Origin of the sequence: Mesorhizobium sp. WSM3224 (genome assembly GCF_000427725.1) — a bacterium.
Taxonomy (GTDB): domain Bacteria; phylum Pseudomonadota; class Alphaproteobacteria; order Rhizobiales; family Rhizobiaceae; genus Mesorhizobium.
Window position 1 is genome coordinate 25,056 of record NZ_ATYO01000019.1, and the last position, 19,262, is coordinate 44,317.

General features: G+C 63.9%; 17 protein-coding genes. 7 read left to right on the forward strand and 10 right to left on the reverse strand.

The window, feature by feature from the left end; genetic code table 11:
• Positions 1-107: 107 nt before the first annotated feature.
• Both YU3_RS0124425 and YU3_RS0124430 read left to right on the forward strand, forming a co-directional pair.
• On the forward strand, positions 108-749 hold the full coding sequence (locus tag YU3_RS0124425; protein WP_027168684.1) for a TetR/AcrR family transcriptional regulator: 642 nt from the start codon (positions 108-110) through the stop codon (positions 747-749).
• Positions 750-753: 4 nt separating this feature from the next.
• Complete coding sequence (locus YU3_RS0124430; protein ID WP_027168685.1) at positions 754-1,371, forward strand: MOSC domain-containing protein; 618 nt, start codon at positions 754-756, stop codon at positions 1,369-1,371.
• A gap of 39 nt (positions 1,372-1,410) precedes the next feature.
• Here YU3_RS0124430 and YU3_RS0124435 read toward each other — a convergent pair whose 3' ends face one another.
• From YU3_RS0124435 to tsaA, 4 genes are all read right to left on the reverse strand, one after another.
• Entirely contained in the window at positions 1,411-2,250 is an 840-nt protein-coding gene (locus YU3_RS0124435; RefSeq protein WP_027168686.1) for an SDR family oxidoreductase, read from the reverse strand.
• Positions 2,251-2,502: 252 nt separating this feature from the next.
• Positions 2,503-3,462, reverse strand: coding sequence for a D-amino acid aminotransferase (locus tag YU3_RS0124440; protein ID WP_027168687.1), 960 nt, complete (start codon positions 3,460-3,462; stop codon positions 2,503-2,505).
• Between the two features lie 113 nt (positions 3,463-3,575).
• A complete protein-coding gene (locus tag YU3_RS0124445) occupies positions 3,576-3,890 on the reverse strand; it encodes a DUF2293 domain-containing protein (RefSeq protein ID WP_027168688.1) in 315 nt (104 codons plus the stop codon).
• Positions 3,887-4,393, reverse strand: a complete 507-nt coding sequence (gene tsaA, locus YU3_RS0124450; protein ID WP_027168689.1) for a tRNA (N6-threonylcarbamoyladenosine(37)-N6)-methyltransferase TrmO — start codon at positions 4,391-4,393, stop codon at positions 3,887-3,889. The genes YU3_RS0124445 and tsaA overlap by 4 nt, the downstream gene beginning before the upstream one ends.
• Positions 4,394-4,533: 140 nt before the next feature.
• Between tsaA and YU3_RS0124455 the strand changes: the two genes are divergently transcribed.
• Positions 4,534-5,556 (forward strand): metalloregulator ArsR/SmtB family transcription factor, encoded by a 1,023-nt coding sequence (locus YU3_RS0124455; protein WP_027168690.1) that lies wholly within the window; start codon positions 4,534-4,536, stop codon positions 5,554-5,556.
• A complete protein-coding gene (gene metF, locus YU3_RS0124460; RefSeq protein ID WP_027168691.1) occupies positions 5,556-6,473 on the forward strand; it encodes a methylenetetrahydrofolate reductase [NAD(P)H] in 918 nt (305 codons plus the stop codon). Before YU3_RS0124455 ends, metF begins: the two co-directional genes overlap by 1 nt.
• Positions 6,474-6,860: 387 nt before the next feature.
• Here the strand turns inward: metF and YU3_RS0124465 are convergent, their stop codons facing one another.
• Positions 6,861-7,781 (reverse strand): DMT family transporter, encoded by a 921-nt coding sequence (locus YU3_RS0124465; RefSeq protein WP_027168692.1) that lies wholly within the window; start codon positions 7,779-7,781, stop codon positions 6,861-6,863.
• Between the two features lie 214 nt (positions 7,782-7,995).
• On the opposite strand from YU3_RS0124465, the gene YU3_RS0124470 reads away from it, so the two are divergent.
• Positions 7,996-9,216, forward strand: coding sequence for an alanine racemase (locus YU3_RS0124470; protein ID WP_027168693.1), 1,221 nt, complete (start codon positions 7,996-7,998; stop codon positions 9,214-9,216).
• A 162-nt stretch (positions 9,217-9,378) separates the two neighbouring features.
• Here YU3_RS0124470 and YU3_RS0124475 read toward each other — a convergent pair whose 3' ends face one another.
• On the reverse strand, positions 9,379-10,557 hold the full coding sequence (locus tag YU3_RS0124475) for a lytic murein transglycosylase (protein WP_027168694.1): 1,179 nt from the start codon (positions 10,555-10,557) through the stop codon (positions 9,379-9,381).
• Between the two features lie 183 nt (positions 10,558-10,740).
• A complete protein-coding gene (locus YU3_RS0124480) occupies positions 10,741-11,526 on the reverse strand; it encodes a GH25 family lysozyme (protein WP_027168695.1) in 786 nt (261 codons plus the stop codon).
• 232 nt (positions 11,527-11,758) lie between these two features.
• On the opposite strand from YU3_RS0124480, the gene YU3_RS0124485 reads away from it, so the two are divergent.
• A complete protein-coding gene (locus YU3_RS0124485) occupies positions 11,759-13,141 on the forward strand; it encodes a serine hydrolase (protein WP_027168696.1) in 1,383 nt (460 codons plus the stop codon).
• Between the two features lie 9 nt (positions 13,142-13,150).
• Here YU3_RS0124485 and YU3_RS0124490 read toward each other — a convergent pair whose 3' ends face one another.
• The 3 genes from YU3_RS0124490 to YU3_RS0124500 all read right to left on the reverse strand — a co-directional run bounded on the left by YU3_RS0124490 (position 13,151) and on the right by YU3_RS0124500 (position 18,777).
• The gene (locus YU3_RS0124490; RefSeq protein ID WP_027168697.1) at positions 13,151-13,816 is read right to left on the reverse strand and encodes a class I SAM-dependent methyltransferase; all 666 of its coding nucleotides are present in this window, start codon (positions 13,814-13,816) and stop codon (positions 13,151-13,153) included.
• Entirely contained in the window at positions 13,813-15,060 is a 1,248-nt protein-coding gene (locus tag YU3_RS0124495; RefSeq protein ID WP_245273649.1) for a DUF3419 family protein, read from the reverse strand. Before YU3_RS0124495 ends, YU3_RS0124490 begins: the two co-directional genes overlap by 4 nt.
• Before the next feature lie 84 nt (positions 15,061-15,144).
• The gene (locus tag YU3_RS0124500; RefSeq protein ID WP_027168699.1) at positions 15,145-18,777 is read right to left on the reverse strand and encodes a hydantoinase B/oxoprolinase family protein; all 3,633 of its coding nucleotides are present in this window, start codon (positions 18,775-18,777) and stop codon (positions 15,145-15,147) included.
• Between the two features lie 177 nt (positions 18,778-18,954).
• Between YU3_RS0124500 and YU3_RS0124505 the strand changes: the two genes are divergently transcribed.
• Positions 18,955-19,167, forward strand: a complete 213-nt coding sequence (locus tag YU3_RS0124505; RefSeq protein WP_027168700.1) for a hypothetical protein — start codon at positions 18,955-18,957, stop codon at positions 19,165-19,167.
• The last annotated feature ends 95 nt before the right edge of the window (positions 19,168-19,262 follow it).

The following is a 19,262-nucleotide window of genomic DNA, read 5'->3' on the forward strand; positions in this document are numbered from 1 at the left end:
CTCGGGTCGCACGGCCTTGTTCGAAGATTTTCTCCGGCTTGCCATGTTTCGTATCAATTGTTACGTTACGCCCAACGAGGAAGTCAACAGGTTTCGTATCAATCACTATGGAAGATTTGAAGAAGCCGCGCGGCGGCCGGCCGCGTGCATTCGATCCCGACCGGGCACTGGACGCGGCCATGCATCTGTTCTGGGAGCATGGCTATGAGGCGACGTCGCTCGCCATGCTGCGCGAGGCGATGGGGCTGACGCCGCCGCAAATCTACAATGCCTTCACCGACAAGGAGACTTTGTTCCGCAAGGCGCTGGCGCGCTATCATGAGACGGAGATCGGCTTTGCGCTGGAAGCGCTGAGCGCGCCGGTGTCGACGCGGGAGGCGGTCCGGCGGTTGCTGCTCGGGGCGGCGGAGGCCTATTCCAGGCTCGGCAAGCCGGGCGGATGTCTTTTCGTCAACGGTGCCCTGGCAGCCTCGCCGCAAGCGCAAGCCATTGCCGATGAACTCAAGGCCTATCGCAAGGCGAGCGAGGCGGCGATCGCGGAGCGGCTGGCCAAGGGGAGAGCGGAGGGCGATCTGCCGGAGAGCCCCTCCGTCGAAGGCCTGGCCAAATATATTGCAGGCGTCATGAACGGCATGTCGATACAGGCGCGGGATGGCGCATCGGTCGAAGAGTTGCGCATTTTGGCCCAAACCGCTCTTGCAGCCTTGCCGGCCGAAGGGCAAAACCAGGGCGCGTCATCCAAGGACTGAAGCCATGCTGGATCTCTTTCCCGAGGCCGAGAAGCCGGTAGACATCATCCCGGCGAAGAAGCTTTCCGCCCGCGCGGCAGCGCTTTATGTCGCGCCGGCGGATCATTTCCAGACGCGTCCGGTGGACGAGTTGCGGCTCGGCTTCGACGGCATTTCGGGCGATTTCCATGCCGGATCGACGCGCCGCTCGGGCGGGCGCGAGCCCTGGTATCCACGCGGTACCGAGATGCGCAACGAACGGCAATTGTCGCTCGTCGCCGCGGATGAGCTCGCCATCATTGCCCAACATATGGGCCTCGAGGAGATAAGGCCGGAGTGGATCGGCGCCAATCTTCTGGTCGAAGGCGTGCCGCATCTTTCGATGCTGCCGGCCGGCTCGCTCTTGTTCTTCAAGGGCGGCGTGACGATCAAGATCGATGCCCAGAACAAGCCCTGCCGCATCGCCGGACAGTCGATCGCCGAGCATGTCCGCGCGGCGGATCAGGACGCCACCGCCCTGCTCTTTCCGAAGGTGGCGAAGCGGTTGCGCGGCCTTGTCGCCTGGGTCGAGAAGCCGGGTATCATTCGGGCCGGCGAAGAGATTTCCGTGCGGGTGTCGGAGCAGTGGACCTACCAAGCCTGACGGCCATGCCGCACGAGGCGGCATGACCGGCGTCCTGGACTAAGCTTTCCGGTTCTTGTTGGCGCCCTGCGCCATCACCGAAACATGGTCCCACTTTTCCCAGGTGGCGATGCGGTTGGCATATTCCTGCCTGATCATCGGCAGGCCGCCGTCGCCGAAGAAGACACGAAGCGGCGGCTCGGCGGCGTCGACGATGGCCAGCATCGCCGGGCCGGTTGCTTCCGGATCGCCGGCCACGGAGCGGCTGCGGCGTTCGGCCATCGCCGCGCGGATGGGTTCATAGACATCCAACGGCTTGGAGACCCTGGCGGAAGGGCCGGCCCAGTCGGTCGAGAAGCCGCCCGGCTCGACGAGGGTGACATGGATGCCGAAACCGGCGACTTCCAGGCTGAGCGACTGGCTGAACGCTTCCAGCGCCCATTTCGAGGCGTGGTAAAGGCCGAGCGAAGTGAAGGCGTTGACGCCGCCGATCGACGATATCTGGATGATATGGCCGGATCGCTGGGCTCGCATGATCGGCAATGCGGCCTGCGTCACCCAAAGCGCGCCGAAGACGTTGGTTTCGATCTGGTCGCGCGCCTCCTGCTCGGTGACTTCCTCGATGGCGCCGAAATGGCCGTAGCCTGCGTTGTTGATGACGACGTCGAGCCGGCCGAAGCGTTTGTGCGCCTCGGCGATCGCGGCGTCGACCGCCTTCTTATCGGTGACGTCGAGCTTCATGGGCGCGACCTTGTCGCCATATTTTTCGACGAGATCGGCGAGCGTGCCGGCATCGCGCGCGGTGGCTGCGACGCGGTCGCCACGGGCGAGCGCGGCCTCGGTCCAGACGCGGCCAAAGCCCTTCGACGATCCGGTGATGAACCAAACCTTATCAGTCATGATCTGCTATCCTTGCTCTTGAAGCGCTTCAGCGTTTCACGGAATCGCCGAACCGCTCTAAGTTTTTGTTTTGCGCAATTCCAGACGGAGGCTACGGCGAAGTCGCCGTACCTGACCGCGACGCATCTTTCCTGGAATTGCTCTGGGGGCGACAAATTCCGGGGGATGAAACGGAGGATGCTCCGTTTGTCGCATGTACGTCGCTTTTGGCGTTTTTCCAGAGGGGCCGCCGGAATTATTTGACGGGCAGGGTCAGGGATAGCTCACAATGCTCGACCAGGCCGGATCGTCATGCCTTTTCCAATAAAGCGCCATCAGCCGTTCGGTGATTGCGCCGACCTTGCCGTCGGCGACAGGCGTCCCGTCGATCGTCGTGACCGGCATGATTCCGCCTGCGGTTGAGGTGATGAAGACCTCGTCCGCCGTCTTCAGCGCGACGACGCTGACATCCGTCGCCACAGCCGAGAGGCCCTCTTCGGCACAAAGGTCAAGCACGGTGCGGCGCGTGATGCCGGGCAGCACGCCGACGGCGGGCGTCGACAGCTCGCGGTCCTTCACGCAGAAGACGTTGAAGCCCGGACCTTCGGCGACATTGCCGTTGAAGTCGAGGATAAGCGCAGTGTCGGCGCCACGGTCATAGGCATCGTAGAGTCCGCGTACCAGGTCCAGCCAATGATAGTTCTTGATCGAGGGATCGATCGAGGCAGGCGGAATACGCACCTTGTCGCTGATCGCCAACTTGAGGCCGGTTCGTAACTGCTCGGCATTGGCGACCGAGCCGAAGGGGACGGCGAAAGCCATGAACCGGTTGATCGCCTGACGCGGGTCGCGGCTGAAGGTCGGCGAGGCGCCGCGTGTGCACAGCATCTCGACATAGGCCGCGCGGTGGCCGGACAGCGCGACGCAATTGTGGAGGATCTCGGCAACGCCGTCGCGATCGAACGGGATCGTCATGCGCAGTTTTTCCAGCCCGCCGAAGAAGCGGTGGAGATGCAGGTCGAGGCGGAAGAAGCGGCCGTCCCAGACGTGGACGGTGTCGTAGGTGGCGTCGGAATGCAGGAAGCCCCAATCCAGCACCGAGACCTTGGCCTGCGACATCGGCAGATATTGCCCGTCCAGGAAAGCAACGCCGTCGGGATAGGCATGCGGGTCGAGATGACGATCTGACAGAGTGGGGAGCGGTCCGGCCGGCGCGGCAACAGCTTGGCTCATTTTCATTCCTCCCCTGGTGTTCCGGCGAGGCAGGCTAACGCCTGGCTCCCGATGAAGTAGAGCCAGGCTACCGGCGCTGCTTGGCCTGCGAAGCAGCTATTCGGTCCTCGACCTCATTCGTCCTCGTCGTCTTCCTCGAGCAGCCGTGTCGCCCGCCAGCGGGTGAGCACCTCGTTGGTCCGCCCGATGACGAAGAAGCGCGCCGAGTCCCGGTCATAGCCCTCGGCGAGCAGCTTTTCGTAATCGGTGTGGACGTGGCGGACATGGGCGATGGTCGCCAGCCACACCGCGATCGTCGGCGGCAAGCTCTTCATGTGGACCGAACCGGCATCGGTGCGGATCTTTTCCATGTCGGCGTAAGGAGCGAGCGGCAACAGCGCTGTCAGCGCCTTGCCAATCGCGCGCCGGCGGCCGGTGGGGGCGCTCATTTCTCGTCGCGCCCGGCGATGGTCGCTTCGGGGAAGGCATCGATCGAAGCGTAATAGGGCTTGACGTCGATGACCGGCGTGCCGTCGAGCACATCGATGGCGTCGATCTCGATGCGGCCGGCCTCGATGTCGAGAGCGACGAGCTTCGCCACATGCAGGCCGACAGGGTTCGGCCGGGCAGGGGAGCGCAGCGCGAAAACGCCTTTCGGTTCAGCCGCATGGCGTGGTTTCTGCACAATCAGATTCCGCGGGGCGTGATGGAGCCAGGACAGGATGACGATGTGGCTGGCGCGTTCCAGGTTTTGCAGTCCCGGGCGATAGGCCTCATTGATCATGACGGTTGCAGCGCGCCCGGATTCCCGCGCAGCGCGCATATTCTTGGGGCAATCCTCGCGACTCGCCCAAGGCGAGACAATGCGACCTATAAAGACAAGGTGGCCGTCCGGCCGCAGTTCCGCCGGATCGACTTCAAGAAGCCTCTCACCTTCGCGCGTCTCAAACATCCTATTCATCCCATGGAAGAACCGCATGTCCGGTGCGGATCACGGCTGCGCCATTTTCTTGTCCGGAAGCGACATAGCGCTTGCCATGGTTTCAAAATCGACATAAACATATCTTTATATCTTTCAATGAGAACCGGCGCATGCATATCTCGCTCGACACAATGGTAGATACATTGAAGGCGGCGGCCGAATCCAGCCGGCTGCGCATCCTGGTGCTCCTGTCGCGCGGCGACCTGACCGTCTCGGACCTCACCGAAATCCTCGGCCAGTCGCAGCCGCGCGTCTCGCGGCACCTGAAGCTGCTGCTCGATGCCGGGCTGATCGGCCGCTACCAGGAAGGATCCTGGGCCTTCTTCAGGCTGACGGATACGGATAATTCGCGCGATTTCGTGCAGCGCCTGGTTTCGGGCATCAGCGAGGCCGATCCGCAGGTGGTGCGCGATCTCGAGCGGCTTGCGGCGGTCAAGCGCAAGCGGCAGGACCGGGCCGCCGAATATTTCTCCGAGAACGCCGCGAGCTGGGACCACATTCGCTCGCTGCATGTGCCGGACCGCGCGGTGGAAGCGGCACTCATCAAGCTTGTCGGCAAGCGGCCGTTCCAGTCGATGCTCGACCTTGGCACCGGCACGGGCAGGCTGCTCGAAATCTTTGCGCCGCTCTACCGGCGCGGCGTCGGCATCGACATGTCGCGCGAGATGCTGAGCGTGGCGCGCGCCAATCTCGACAGGGCAGGCGTCGCCAATGCGCAGGTGCGCCAGGGCGACATCTTCTCGCCGCCGGTCGAGCGCAACGCCTTCGACCTCGTCACCATCCACCAGGTGCTGCATTATCTCGACGATCCGGCCCGTGCGATCGCCGAGGCGGCGAGGCTGCTGCGCCCATCGGGCAGGCTGATCGTCGTCGACTTCGCGCCGCACAATCTCGAATTCCTGCGCGACCAGCATGCCCATATGCGGCTCGGCTTCTCCGACCGGCAGATTTCGGAGTGGTTCGCGGAAGCAGGACTCGACCTCGAGGACAGCCAGGAATTCGAGCCGCGCGGCGGCAACGAGGCAAGGCTCACCGTCAAGCTCTGGCTCGGCCGTGACCGCCGCCTGCTGATCGCCGATCCGTCCAATGACCCGCTGCCAGCCAAAACATATCCGATGGGGGAAACAGCCTGATGAACCAGTTCCGCTTTTCCCGCCGCCCCGACATTGGCGACAAGGTCAGGGTCTCGTTCGAATTCTTTCCGCCGAAGACCGACGAGATGGAGATAAGGCTCTGGGACACGGTCACCCGGCTGGAGCCGCTCAAGCCGAAATTCGTCTCGGTGACCTATGGCGCCGGCGGCTCGACCCGCGAGCGCACGGCGCGCACGGTGAAGCGCATCCTCAGCGAGACGTCGCTGACGCCGGCGGCGCATATGACCTGTGTCGATGCCGCCCGCGATGACGTCGACACGGTCATCCGCGAATTCGCCGACATGGGCGTCAAGCGCTTCGTCGCGTTGCGCGGCGATCCGGCGGCCGGCGTGGGCACTAGCTACCGTCCGCATCCCGACGGCTATGCCAATGGCGCCGAGCTTGTCGGGGCGCTGAAGAGCGCCGGCGATTTCGATATCTCCGTCTCGGCCTATCCGGAAAAACATCCGGAAAGCCCGGATTTCGCAACCGATATCGATATGCTGAAGCGCAAGGCCGACAATGGCGCGACGCGAGCGATCACTCAATTCTTCTTCGACAACGATCTCTACGAGCGCTATGTCGAGCGGGCGCGCCGCGCCGGCATCTATATCCCGATCGTGCCCGGCATCCTGCCGGTGCATAATTTCACGCAAGTCGCCAATTTCTCGTCGCGCTGCGGGGCGCTGGTGCCGGCCTGGCTGGCCGAGCGTTTCGAAGGACTGGAGAACGATCCGCAGACGCATGCTCTCGTAGCTTCGGCGGTGGCGGCCGAGCAGGTGCTCGACCTTGTCGAGCGCGGCGTCGGCGATTTCCATTTCTACACGATGAACCGCGCCGATCTCGTCTTTGCCGTCTGCCACATGATCGGCATCCGCTCGCATGAGACGGAGGCGAGGGGATCGGCAGCGGCGTGAACCAAGCGCAACGAAAGTCTGGGTTTGCAATGGAAAAGGCCGGGTAGAACCCGGCCTTTTCGAACTGTTGGACTATTCTCGGTGTTTAGTCTTCCCGGCTTTGGCGGTCAGGGAAGAACGCCTATGATAAGGGCACCGATGAATGCGAATGCGGCACAAATCATCAAAGCGTTGATTGGCCTCGTCAGTCCCATGCCATAGCCTCCTCTTCAGAGCTATGGCAGGAGTCTAGGGTCATTTGTGCCACAGGCAAGCGGAAAACGTGCTGCAATGCGACATGATTGTGGAATTTGCGACCCGGGTTTTGCCGTTAGCCGTTGAAACTCTTTGGCAAAACCCGGCTCCGGGGTTGTGAATAAATTGTGGCGGCGATGTGGCATGACACCGCTACCATCGGCCGAATAGACGCCCGTCGATGGTGACCAGGCCGAGTCCGATCAGTGTCATGCCGCCGACCTCGAACAGCGCCAGCCGCTCGCCGAGGAAGAGGAAGCCGAGCAGCACCGCGCTGACTGGGACGACCAGCGTCACCAATGAGGCATTGGTGGCGCCTGCCGAGGCAACGAGGTTGAAATAGAGGATGTAGGCGAAGGCGGTGGAGAGCAGCGCCAGCGCCAGCACGGCTGCCCAGACCGGCGGCGAGGCGGCAAGAAGGCCTGCCGGGCCGTAAGCGACCAGCACGATGGGGATCATGATGACGGTCGATGCGGTCAGTTGCCCGGTGGCGATGACCGGCGAAGGCACGCCCTTGAAGCGGCGAGCGATCATCAGCGCGACGGCGTAGGAAAGCGAAGCACCGATCAGCGCGAACTTGGCCCAGACCGGCCCACCGAGGCCGGCAAGCAGGCCAGGTCCGATCATGACCGCGGTGCCGGCAACACCGAGCGCAATGCCCGCCAGCTTGTTCCAGGACAGCTTCTCGTCGGTCGTGAGCGCGTTGGCGAGGATCAGCGTCCAGAATGGCGTGGTCGCATTGAGCACCGAGGCCACGCCGGCGCCGAGCTCGGTCTGGCCGGCGAAGATCAACGAGAAGGGGACCACGTTGTTGGTGAGCGCCAGCAGCAAGAACAGCCCAGCGCGGGGAAAGGCGAGCCGAAAAGACGGACCGCGCATTGCCAGATAGAGCTGAAGGGCGATCGCGGCGATGGCGACGCGGAACAGCACCAAAGCCAGCGGATGGATTTCGGATACGGCAATGCGGGCAAAGAAGAACGAACCGCCCCAGATCGCGCCGAGCAAGAGAAGCTGCGCCCAATCCTTGAGCGTCATCGGTCCGCGCATCGGCGCGGCGCCGGCCGTAATGGACATGTTTTTCCTCCCAGGGGGCCGATCGCAATCTCAGCCCGTCAAACAACTCACCAACCGATATCGGCTTCGCCGGCAAGAGCCACCCGAAACCTGACCGGTGGTTTAGCGTTGGCAAAAATGTGCGGCCGGCCGCGCGGGATGGCGAGACACAGAACTGTTTTCTTTGGCGGTTAGCTAGGATTAATTGTGCGCGCTCCAGATCGAGGATTCGTCCATGCAGCGATTCGAAAATGCCCGCGAGGCGGCACTGGCGCTTCGTCCCGACGACCCGGTCTATTGTTTTCGCCCGCAAGTGCTGAGGGCCGATGCGCTGCAGTTCATGGGCATGTTTCCCGGCAAGACCGCCTACGCGGTCAAGACCAATGGCGAGCAGATTGTTCTCAAGACGCTGGTCGAGGCCGGCGTCAGCGCCTTCGACGTGGCCTCGCCCGGCGAGTTCGCCGCCGTGCGCGCCGTTTCGCCGGATGCCGAGATGCTCTACATGCATCCGGTCAAGGCGCAGTCGGATATCAAGCTGGCGCTGGAGAAATACGGCATCCGGGTGATCTCGCTCGACCATGAAGACGAGATCACCAAGCTGACGCGGGTGGTGCGGGCGCTCGACATCGATCCCGGCGCTCTCACCGTCTTCGTGCGCATCCAGACCAAGGGCCACGCGGCTTACGAACTGTCGAAGAAATTCGGCGCCGGGCCGGCCAATGCCGTCGAGCTCGCCGAGCGGCTGAACCGCACCGGCTACAGGGTCGGCCTCTGCTTCCACGTCGGCAGCCAGATCGAGGATCCGGACACCTATGAGCGCGCGCTGGCCTCGGCCGACTGGGTGCGCAACCGCCTGACCTTCGACATTGCCGGGCTCGATGTCGGCGGCGGTTTTCCGGCCGAGTATGGCCACGATCCCAACCGCAGGCACATCGAGATGCCGTCGCTGGGACAGCTCATGTCGCGGCTGGCGGGCGACCTCAAGGAATACCAGTTCGACGAGATGCCGCTGGTCGCGGAACCGGGCCGCGTGATCGTGGCGCGCTGCCTTTCCTTGATTGTTCGCGTCTTGCTACGCAAGGGCAAGCGGCTCTACATCAACGACGGCATCTGGGCCTCGCTCTCGGACTCCTGGACCGGCAAGATAACGCTGCCGGCGCGCTTCATCCCCGACCCCGCGATCCGCACGCGCAACGGCGACGAGAAAAACATCGTACCGTTCAAGGTGTGCGGCGCGACCTGCGATTCCGTCGACATCCTGTCCAGGCCGTTCTGGCTGCCGGAAACGGTCGACACCGGCGACTGGATCGAAATCGGCCATATCGGCGCCTATTCGCTGTCGCTGCGAACACGCTTCAACGGCTTTTATCCCGACACTTTCGTCGAGGTGACGACGCCGTTCGACGAAGGGGACGCGCCGCAGGGGTTTGCGAGTTTGGAGACGATGGGGAGTTAAGCTCCCCCTTCTCCCCTTGTGGGAGAAGGTGGATCGGCGCGTAGCGCCGAGACGGATGAGGGGTGTTCCAGCGGAGTGAGACGTTGGTATTCCCTGGAGCACCCCTCATCCGACCGAGCTTCGCTCGGCCACCTTCTCCCACTAGGGGAGAAGGGAAGGGCGCTACAGCTTCGCCAGCAAGTCCGGCGTCGGCCAGCCATCCACGGGAAGGCCGAGCCGCATCTGTTCCTTGCGGATTGCTTCGCGCGTGTTGGTGCCGAGGATACCGTCGACCGTGCCGACGTCGTAGCCCTTGGCTTCGAGCTTGGTCTGCAGCGCCTTCATCTGGTCGCCATCGAGGCCTTGCTCGGGCGTGCGCGGATCGAATTGCGGCGCGCCGGCGAACCGTGTCGCAAGCACCGCCGCAGTCAGCGCGTAGGTGAAGGACTGGTTCCACTCGAGGTAGACATCGAAATTGTCGTAGGTCAGGAAGGCGGGGCCCTTGCGGCCCATGGGCAGCGCCAGGCCGGCCTTGAGGCCGTTGTCGATGAGCGGGTTGCCATCGGGTTCGGTAACGCCCCACTGAGCCCACTGCGACAGCGGCAGCTTGTTGGTGCGGCCTGTCTGGTCCCATGGCATCTCATCGGGGACGCGCACTTCCTGGACCCAGGGCTGGTCGCGCTTCCAGCCGCGCGACATGATCTTGTCGGCCGTGGTCATGATGACATCCGGCACGCTGTTCCTGAGATCGACCTTGCCGTCGCCATCGCCGTCGACGCCACGCCCCAGATAGTCGGTCGGCAGGATCTGCGTCTGGCCGATCTCGCCCGCCCAGGCGCCCTTGACGTCGGCCGGGAGCACGCCGCGGTCGATCAGGGTCAGCAGCGGCACCAGTTGCGGCCGGAACAGTTGCGGGCGGCGGCAATCATGCGAAAGCGTCACCAGCGCGTTGAGGGTATGGAAGTCGCCCTGCACAGCGCCGAAGTCGGTTTCCAGTCCCCAGAAGGCGGCGATGATCGCCGGCTGGACGCCGAACTGCTTGTCGGCGCGGTCGAAGACATCGGCATATTTCTTCAGATTGGCCGCGCCCTGCTTCAGGCGATAGCCCGAAATCATGCGGTTGGCGAATTCGGTGAAAGTCTGGGTAAAGACGCCCTGGGCGCGGTCGCGCGCCAACGCGCGCTCGTCAAGGGTGGCGTCTTCCAGCGCGTCGAGGCCGACGGCACCGACGCCGCCCGCCCTGGCTTCCGCTGCCACACCCTGCTTCCAGGCCTCGAAATCGCCGCCGCATTCCTGTGCCGCTGCGGGCAGTGCAAACGCGCAGACAAACAGCGCCGCCAGGATTTCAACGCGCAATCGCATCGCTTTCCTTTCGAGACCAGCGCATGACCCCATCGCAACCCGGAGCGGGCTTTGACAGGCGCATGCGAGGATTTCAAAGTTCAGGAGCCGCGTTAGGCATCCGCACGAGTGCGCCGCTCCAGATTACCAGCGGTTGCATGTTTCGCCGCCCGCCATGTCGAAAAGCAGGCGGGACGGCCGATGTCAACGGGTGTTCTGCCGCAGCCACTTCTTCCAGGCGGCTTCCGAGCCGTTGAAAACATTGATGTCCGACTTGCCGGTCATGCCGGGCACGATGCCGGTGCCGGTGTACTGCCAGAAGGTGAATGGGTGACCGCCGTATTTCTCGCGCGGATGGCCGGCGACCGAGCGCAGCCAATAAGGATAGCCGCGGAATGTCGCCAACTGGTTGTCGTCGAAGAAGTCGAGCGAGGTGTAGATGATCGGCTTCTTGCCGTAGTGACGCTCGACCATTTCGAGGAAGACGGTCATTTCGCTGCGCACGGTGGCCGGATCGGGGCGCAGGCGGCAAGTCGGCGACTTCGGGTTCCATTCCATGTCGAGCACCGGCGGCATCGCAGACGGGTCTCTCGGAACATTGGCAATGAACCAGCGCGCCTGGGTCTCGGCCGGCGTGCAGAAATAGAAGAAATGATAGGCGGCGCGCGGCATGCCGGCGGCCTTGGTGCGCGCCCAGTGCTCGTTGAAATACTCATCGAAACGGTCGCCGCCTTCCGTCGCCTTGATGAAGGCGAAGGAGATGCCGCTGGCCCTGGCCGTCGGCCAGTCGACCGAGGTCTGGTATTTGGAAACATCGGTGCCGTGGATGGCGTAATTCCACGGCGTGCCGCTGTCCCATTCATGCGGCTTGGAATCGTCGAACTTGGGCGCGCGCACAGTCTGCGAGGACGGCGACAGCGGAGCAAGGTCGTCGACGGTCGAGCAGGCGCCCAGCAGCGTCAGCATCAGTATGGCCGCGAGACGGCGCATGGTATTTCCCAGGCCGGGTTCAGCCGGCTGCTGATGGGTCTTTGCAGATGGCCGTTGCTCGCGCAGGCCCCCTCGGACGGTCTCCCCACAGGACCGCCCTAGTTGCTCAGTTGATCGCCGAACATGGTTGATAATCCATTGACGGCGCTCGACAACACCGACGATTTTGCGGAAGCAATGGCGGCAAATCGATGACATAAATCGAGCCGTAGAATCCAAAGGGCGGGAAAAGATGCGGGCTGTCGTGAAGTTCGTCAAATGGCTGCTGGGTCTTGTTGTGCTGGCGGTGGCTGCACTTTTCGCATGGCTCTATTTCGCGCCGCCCGAACTGATCCGAGTCGGGTCCGGCTATTCGGCCAAGATCGTATGCTCGAATGTGTTCATCGCCGGCCGCGACGCCAACGAGGTTCTGGCTGTCGACGTGCAGGCGCCCGGCCATCCGCTGCTCAAGCTGATGAAAGTCTCCGTCGACAAGGAGCGGGGGCTGGTTTCGGCGGGGCTGCTCTGGGTTCTCGGCAAGAGCGTTGCTGTCGAGCGTGACGGCGTCGGCTGCGCGTCGGTTCCCGACGGCGATACCGGCAAGGCGCGGCAGATGTCGCTGCGCGCGGCGCCACCGTCGGCGACGCAGCCCGACGCACTCTGGCCCGACGGCGAGCGGGTGGACGCCTCGCAGAATCCCGACGTCGCGAAAATCGTCGATGACGCCGCGATGGCCGGCACCGGCATGCGCGCCATCGTGGTGGTGAAGAACGGCCGCGTCATCGCGGAGCGCTATAGCGCGGGCTTTTCGGCCAAGACGCCGCTGCTCGGCTGGTCGATGACCAAGACGGTGAACGCCGCGATCATCGGCACGCTGGTCAAGGACGGCAAGATGGCGCTCGACAACAAGGGCCTGTTCGCGCCGTGGAAGGCGGATGGGCGCGCCGCCATCAGCCTTGCCGATATGATGGCGATGTCGAGCGGGCTCGAATTCAACGAGGACTATGGCGACGTCGCCGACGTGACAAGGATGCTCTATCTCCAGCCGGACATGGCGGGCTTCGCCGCGGCCAAGCCACTGACCGGCGGGGTCGGCAAGGCGTTTTCCTATTCGAGTGGCACTGCGGTGATGCTGTCGCGGCTGTGGCAGGATGCGATCGGCGACAAGGCGAAGGCGCTGGCCTGGCCGCGCACGGCATTGTTCGAGCCGCTCGGCATGCATAGCGCCGTGCTCGAAACCGACGAGCAGGGTACCTTCGTCGGCTCGTCCTATCTCTACGCCACGGCGCATGACTGGGCGCGCTTCGGCCAGTTTCTGCTGCAGGGCGGCGTGTGGAATGGAAACCAGGTGCTTCCCGCCGGCTTCGTCGACTGGATGCGCGAGCCTGCGCCGGCCTCGAAGGTCTACGGCAAGGGCCAGGTCTGGATCGAAGGGCCAGGCGATGAGGAAAAGCCCGGCGCCGGCGCTGCCGCCGGCCTGCCCAAGGATACCTACTGGATGGAAGGCCATGACGGCCAGACGGTGGCAATCGTTCCGTCGGAGCAACTGGTTGTGGTACGTTTGGGGCTGACGCCCTCCAAGTTCGGCTACCGGCCGCAGACGATGGTGGGAGTGCTGGTCAAGGCGCTGCATTAGTAGCGCTTGCTATTTGCCAGATCCGATCACGCCGAGATACGCATAACCGCGATAAAGCGTTCTGAACCGGAAGGTTGCGCCGGTCCGCTCGGATTCCGATTCAAGCACGTCGCGCAACGAGGCGCGCGGCTCGACATGGAATTTGCGCAGCCAGCCGCGCAGCAGGGTGCGGAACCAGCGCGACAGGCCTTCCTGCTGGCCGAAGTCGACGATGTGCAGCGACCCGCCGGGGGCGAGCGCAGCAAGGGCGGCTGAAACCGTCTTTTCCCAGCCGGGGATCATCGACAGCGAATAGGATACGAAGACGCGGTCGAAATGTTCGATGCCGAAAAGCGCCTTGGCGTCGAAATCGGTGGCGTCGCCGCGCGCCAGGCTCACCTTGCCGGACAAACCCTCGCGGGCGATGGCCGCGTTCGCCGTTTCCAGCATCTCGGCCGAGATGTCGAGGCCGAAGAAACGGGCGTTGGGATAGCGGCGGGCGGCAAGCGCGATGTTGCGGCCGGTGCCGCAGCCGAGCTCAAGCACGGTGCCGCCTTGCGGCACGTCCAGCCCGGCAACCAGCCGGTCGCGGCCGAGCAGGTAGTATTTGCGGGTCAGATCGTAGATATGGCGCTGCCAGCGGTAGACGCCGTCCATCAGTTCGGCATGGCTGGCCGGCAGCTCCGTCGTGCTCATGGCGCGCGCTTCACGTAAAGGTGGAAGCCGCCATAGATCGCCGAGCGGTCCCTGGCCGAGAATTCGCGCGAAGCCTCGCTCTCATAAGTCCACTGGTCGAGCAGCGAGCTGGAAACGCGGCCGGGCAGCAGGCTGGGTTCGGCCGCGGTGCGGAAGATGACGCGGGCACCGACCGAAGCCGTGCGGGTGATCTCGGTCCACAGCGCGTTGAGCAGATCGTCGGTCATCCAGTCCTGGGCGTCGAGCAGGACGAAGCGGTCGACGGTGCCGGCATCCTTGGCGGCCAGGAACTTGATCAGGTTGGCGTGATGGATGGCGACGCGGTCGATGTTGCCGCGGATCGTCTTGTAATTGCGCTGTTCCAGATAAGCGGGCAGCGCGGCCTCGCCGGGTTGCGGATAGCGGCGGGCAAAGGCCTGCCAGGCGAAGTAATTGTCCTTGAGCGGGAAATCGCAGGCGAGCTTTTCCAGCCGCGCCTTGAGCACGCTCGCCATCGAACCGTCGCCGGAGGTGATCAGCGAGTCATACTGCGCCGGCGGGATACCGAGGCCGAACAGCGAAGCCTTGCGCGACGTCGCCCACCGCAGCAGCTTCTTGTCGAAGATCGGCGCCAGCTCCTCGTCGAAGAAGCGGCGCTGCTCGCCGATGCTCTCGGCCTTCATGATGCCGGCGGGATCGACACCGAACAGCTTGCCGACGCGATGGCCCATGGCGATGAAGAGGCCGAGCAGGCCGGTCTGGTAGAAGTTGCGGTCGAAGACCGAGATCCGCCGGCGGCCGCGCCAGTTGCGGCGTTCCCAGTAGTGGCGGCTGACCGGATCGAGATGCGGCGCGATGAAGCGATCATAGGCATCGGAATTGTGGCTGGTGTCGGCGGCGCCGAAGAAGCGGAACAGGTCGCCCTGCGACGGCAGGTGGCGCACGGCCTCCAGCTTCATCCGGTTCAGCGCGACATGCGCGGCGTTGAGATCGACGGCGTCGATTCTGGCCGGCGAGCGCGTCAGATAGGCCAGAATGTTGCAGCCGCCCGATGCGATTGTGACGATCCGGTGGCCGGCGCCGAGCTGCATGGCCTCCATGTCGACATCCGGGTCTTCCCATATCTGCGGGTAGACGAGGCCGGAGAACAGGAAAGCGAACAGCCGCTCGGAAATGCCGTCCTTCGACAATACCCGGTTCTGGTAGACGGCCTTTCCGACTTCCTTGCCTCGGCGATAAACGAGTTCTGCGGAAACATCCGACATGGCAAGGTGATTCCCCGTTTGCGTTGGCGCAAGCGGGTAGCGCAGCGTGATGACAGGCGGGTGACAGCCTGTTGACGGGGAACTTTACGCTTTGCCGAACGCTCCCGGTGTCGGCGTGGTGACGATGACGGCCTCGCCGGCGTCGAGCGTGGTCTGGTCGCAGGCTTTCAAGACGTCGACCGAGCCGTCATTACGCCTGACCCAGGTCGAGCCCGCCTCGCCATCGCCGCCGCCGTCGAGGCCCTGAGGTGGGCGATTTCGATGCGAGGACAGGATCGCGCATTCCATCTTTTCGAGGAAGCGGATGGTGCGCTTGGTGCCGTCGCCGGCGTTCCACTTGCCCTTGCCGCCGGAGCCTTCGCGGATGTGGAAGTCTTCCAGCACGACGGGGAAGCGCAGTTCCAGCACCTCCGGATCGGTGAGGCGCGAATTGGTCATGTGGGTGTGGACGCCGGAAGTGCCGGAAAAGCCGCGGCCCGAATTCACCCGTCCGGCCGGCGAGCCTGAGCAGATCGTTTCGTAATACTGGTATTTCTTGTTGCCGAAGGTGAGGTTGTTCATCGTGCCTTGCGCGTTGGCCATGGCGCCCATCGCGCCGAAAAGCGCATTGGTGACATGCTGCGAGGTCTCGACATTGCCGGCGACGACGGCTGCTGGGTAGGCGGGCTTTAGCATCGATCCGTCGGGGATGACGATGTTGATCGGCCTCAGGCACCCGGCGTTCATCGGGATCATGTCCTCGACCATGACGCGGAAGGCGTAGAGCACGGCGGCGCGGGCGACCGGCTCAGGCGCGTTGAAATTGTTCTTCATCACCGGCGAGGTGCCGGTGAAGTCGACGGTCGCCTCGCGCTTTTGCCGGTCGACGGTGATCTTGACCTTGATAACCTGGCCAGTGTCGGTGGGGTATTCGTAAGCGGCGCTGTCGGGAAGGCGCTCGATCACGCGGCGCACGCTCTCGGCGGCATTGTCCTGGACATGGCCCATATAGGCTTCGACGACATCGAGGCCGAAATGCACGACCATTTTGCGCAATTCCGCCACGCCCTTTTCGTTGGCGGCGATCTGCGCCTTGAGGTCGGCGATATTCTGGGCGGGATTGCGCGCGGGGTAGGGGTGGTCGGTGAGCAGGGTTTCCAGTTCCTTCTCGCGGAAGCGGCCGCGATCGACAATGCGGAAATTGTCGAACAGCACGCCTTCCTCGTCGACGGTGGTGGCCAAAGGCGTCATCGAGCCGGGCGCGGTGCCGCCGACATCGGCGTGATGGCCGCGCGAGGCCGCCCAGAACAGGATTTCCCTGCGCGCATCGTCGAAGACGGGCGTCACCACGGTGATGTCGGGCAGATGCGTGCCGCCATTATACGGCGCATTGAGCGCGAAGACGTCGCCAGGGTGGATGTCGCCGGAATTCAGGCGGATGATGGTTTCGACGGAACGGTCCATGGAACCGAGATGCACCGGCATGTGCGGCGCGTTGGCGACCAGCGCGCCATGGCGGTCGAACACGGCGCAGGAAAAATCGAGCCGTTCCTTGATGTTGACCGAATAAGCGGTGTTCTGCAGCGTCACGCCCATTTGTTCGGCGATCGACATGAAGAGGTTGTTGAAGACCTCCAGCATCACCGGATCGGCCTCGGTGCCGAGCGCTGCGGCGCGCGCTTTTCTTTCCGCGCGGCGTATCAAGACATGGTCGAGATTGGTGATTTCGGCGCGCCAGCCCGGCTCGACGACGATGGTCTGGTTCGGCTCGATGATCAGCGCGGGCCCGGCGACCGTGTGGGACGGCCGCAGGTTCTCGCGGCGGTAGACGCCGGCCTCGTGCCAGCGGCCTTCGGTATAGAAGCGCCGGCTTTCCAAAGGCTTGGCCTCGATCCTTGCCGGCCCGGCGGGCGCGTAGGCTTCAGCCTTGTCCTGTCGAGCGGCTTCCGTGCCTTCGACGGCGACGGTCTCGATGACGATGGGCTTGTCGTCATAGACGAATCCGAACTGCGCCTTGTGCGCGGCCTCGAAATCGCTTCTGGCGCGGAAGATCGAGCCATGCTCGAAATTCACCGGCAGCGCCGTATCGGTGCCGTCATAGCGGATGTGCAGGACAGGCTTCGTTGAAAGCGCATCGTCGGCAATGCCCTGTTCGCCAAGCTCGGCGACGACGTTGCTTCGCAAGGCTGCGATGAGCGCCTCGATCGCCGAGCGGGATTCCTCGGCAAGCGGTTGCAGCAAAGCCTGCTGGCGCGAGGCGAAGACCGACGAGAGGCCGATGCCGTAAGCTGAAAGCAGGCCGGAGAAGGGGTGGATGAGCACCGCTTCCATGCCAAGCGCGTCGGCGACCAGGCAGGCGTGCTGACCGCCGGCGCCGCCGAAGCAGTTGAGGAGATACTCGGTGACATCGTAGCCGCGCTGCACCGAGATTTTCTTGATGGCGTTGGCCATGTTCTCGACGGCGATGGTGACGAAACCCTCGGCAACCGCCTCGGGTGTTCGGCCGTCGCCGATTTCGGCGGCAAGCGCCCTGAATTTTTTGCCGACCGTGCCGACGTCGAGCGGCTGGTCCTGGCCCGCGCCGAAAATCGCCGGGAAGAAATCGGGCTGCAATTTGCCGAGCATGACGTTGGCGTCGGTCACGGCAAGCGGGCCGCCGCGCCGGTAAGCGGCGGGGCCGGGATTGGCGCCGGCGGAATCCGGGCCGACGCGGAAGCGGCCGGCTTCATAGTGCAGGATCGAACCTCCGCCGGCTGCAACCGTGTGGATGCGCATCATCGGCGCGCGAATGCGCACGCCGGCGACCTCGGTGTCGAAGGCGCGCTCATATTCGCCGTCATAATGGGCGACGTCGGTCGAGGTGCCGCCCATATCGAAGCCGATGACCTTTTCGAAGCCGGCGAGCTTTGCCGTCTCGACCATGCCGACGACCCCGCCCGCCGGTCCCGAAAGCAGCGCGTCCTTGCCCTGGAACATGTCGGCGGCGGTGAGGCCGCCCGATGACATCATGAACATCAGGCGCGGGCCGGCGCCCAGTTCGCCGGCCACACGTTGCACATAGCGCGACAGGATCGGCGACAGATAGGCATCGACCACGGTGGTGTCGCCGCGGCCGACCAGCTTGATCAGCGGCGAGACCTCGTGGCTGACCGAGATCTGGCTGAAGCCGATCTTGCGGCAGACCTTGGCCACGGCCTTTTCGTGGTCCGGGTATTTCCAGGCATGCATGAAGACGATGGCGACCGCGTCGATGCCGTCGGCCTTGGCCTGTTCGATCGCCGGACGGCAGGCCGCGATGTCAAGCAGGCGCTCGACGCAGCCGTCGGCGCGCACGCGCTCGTTGATCTCGATGACGCGCTCGTAGAGCTGCTCCGGCAGGATGATCTCCTTGGCGAAGATGTCCGGCCTCGCCTGGTAGGCGATGCGCAATGCGTCGCGAAAACCCTTGCTGATGAGCAGGAGCACGCGGTCGCCCTTGCGCTCGAGCAGCGCGTTGGTGGCAACGGTCGTGCCCATTTTGACGTCGCCGATGGTGTCAGCGGAAATGGCGGCGGCGCCTTTCAAACCCAGCAGGTCGCGAATGCCTTGGATGGCAGCGTCCGCATAGGCCTCGGGATTTTCGGACAGGAGTTTTCGAGGGTGCAGGCGGCCTTGCGGATCACGGCCGATGACGTCGGTGAACGTGCCGCCGCGGTCGATCCAGAAGTCCCATTTCCCTGTCCCCTCGGCTGCCGGCATTCTGCTAATCCATTTATGTCTTCGAGCGTATGTTCTGTTAGTTCGGGATTTCGGCGCCAGCAATCGCAAGTTGATGTTACAGGTAGAAATGCAACGTTACGAAACCGGCAGCCCTCCCAATGCATTTCCTTTGTGACCGCTCACCGAAATGTGAGCGTCTGTTGAAGGAGAGATACCATGAAGAAGCTCATCCTGGCGTCTGTTTCGGCGCTCGCCCTGCTGGGGGTCGCGGCTTGTAGCGACAGTGGCACCGGTACCGACAATACCACCACCCAGAGCACCAATCCGCCGGCCAACGAGCAACCGATGAAGCCGGCTTCGCCCGACGCTTCGAAGCCCGCTGAACCGGCTCCGGCAACAAATCCGGCTCCTGCCGCGCCTGCGCAGTAAGAGTCGACCCGATAATTGCGAGGAGGCCGGCAATGCCGGCCTCCTTTTTTTGCGCCGTCGTGCCCGTAGATCGCCGATCACCTGCGGCATCGTCC

Coding starts and splice junctions, on each gene's coding strand:
- YU3_RS0124425 (WP_027168684.1), top strand. CDS start 108: ATGGAAGATTTGAAGAAGCCGCGCGGCGGCCGGCCGCGTGCATTCGAT.
- YU3_RS0124430 (WP_027168685.1), top strand. CDS start 754: ATGCTGGATCTCTTTCCCGAGGCCGAGAAGCCGGTAGACATCATCCCG.
- YU3_RS0124435 (WP_027168686.1), bottom strand. CDS start 2,250: ATGACTGATAAGGTTTGGTTCATCACCGGATCGTCGAAGGGCTTTGGC.
- YU3_RS0124440 (WP_027168687.1), bottom strand. CDS start 3,462: ATGAGCCAAGCTGTTGCCGCGCCGGCCGGACCGCTCCCCACTCTGTCA.
- YU3_RS0124445 (WP_027168688.1), bottom strand. CDS start 3,890: ATGAGCGCCCCCACCGGCCGCCGGCGCGCGATTGGCAAGGCGCTGACA.
- tsaA (WP_027168689.1), bottom strand. CDS start 4,393: ATGTTTGAGACGCGCGAAGGTGAGAGGCTTCTTGAAGTCGATCCGGCG.
- YU3_RS0124455 (WP_027168690.1), top strand. CDS start 4,534: ATGCATATCTCGCTCGACACAATGGTAGATACATTGAAGGCGGCGGCC.
- metF (WP_027168691.1), top strand. CDS start 5,556: ATGAACCAGTTCCGCTTTTCCCGCCGCCCCGACATTGGCGACAAGGTC.
- YU3_RS0124465 (WP_027168692.1), bottom strand. CDS start 7,781: ATGTCCATTACGGCCGGCGCCGCGCCGATGCGCGGACCGATGACGCTC.
- YU3_RS0124470 (WP_027168693.1), top strand. CDS start 7,996: ATGCAGCGATTCGAAAATGCCCGCGAGGCGGCACTGGCGCTTCGTCCC.
- YU3_RS0124475 (WP_027168694.1), bottom strand. CDS start 10,557: ATGCGATTGCGCGTTGAAATCCTGGCGGCGCTGTTTGTCTGCGCGTTT.
- YU3_RS0124480 (WP_027168695.1), bottom strand. CDS start 11,526: ATGCGCCGTCTCGCGGCCATACTGATGCTGACGCTGCTGGGCGCCTGC.
- YU3_RS0124485 (WP_027168696.1), top strand. CDS start 11,759: ATGCGGGCTGTCGTGAAGTTCGTCAAATGGCTGCTGGGTCTTGTTGTG.
- YU3_RS0124490 (WP_027168697.1), bottom strand. CDS start 13,816: ATGAGCACGACGGAGCTGCCGGCCAGCCATGCCGAACTGATGGACGGC.
- YU3_RS0124495 (WP_245273649.1), bottom strand. CDS start 15,060: ATGTCGGATGTTTCCGCAGAACTCGTTTATCGCCGAGGCAAGGAAGTC.
- YU3_RS0124500 (WP_027168699.1), bottom strand. CDS start 18,777: ATGCCGGCAGCCGAGGGGACAGGGAAATGGGACTTCTGGATCGACCGC.
- YU3_RS0124505 (WP_027168700.1), top strand. CDS start 18,955: ATGAAGAAGCTCATCCTGGCGTCTGTTTCGGCGCTCGCCCTGCTGGGG.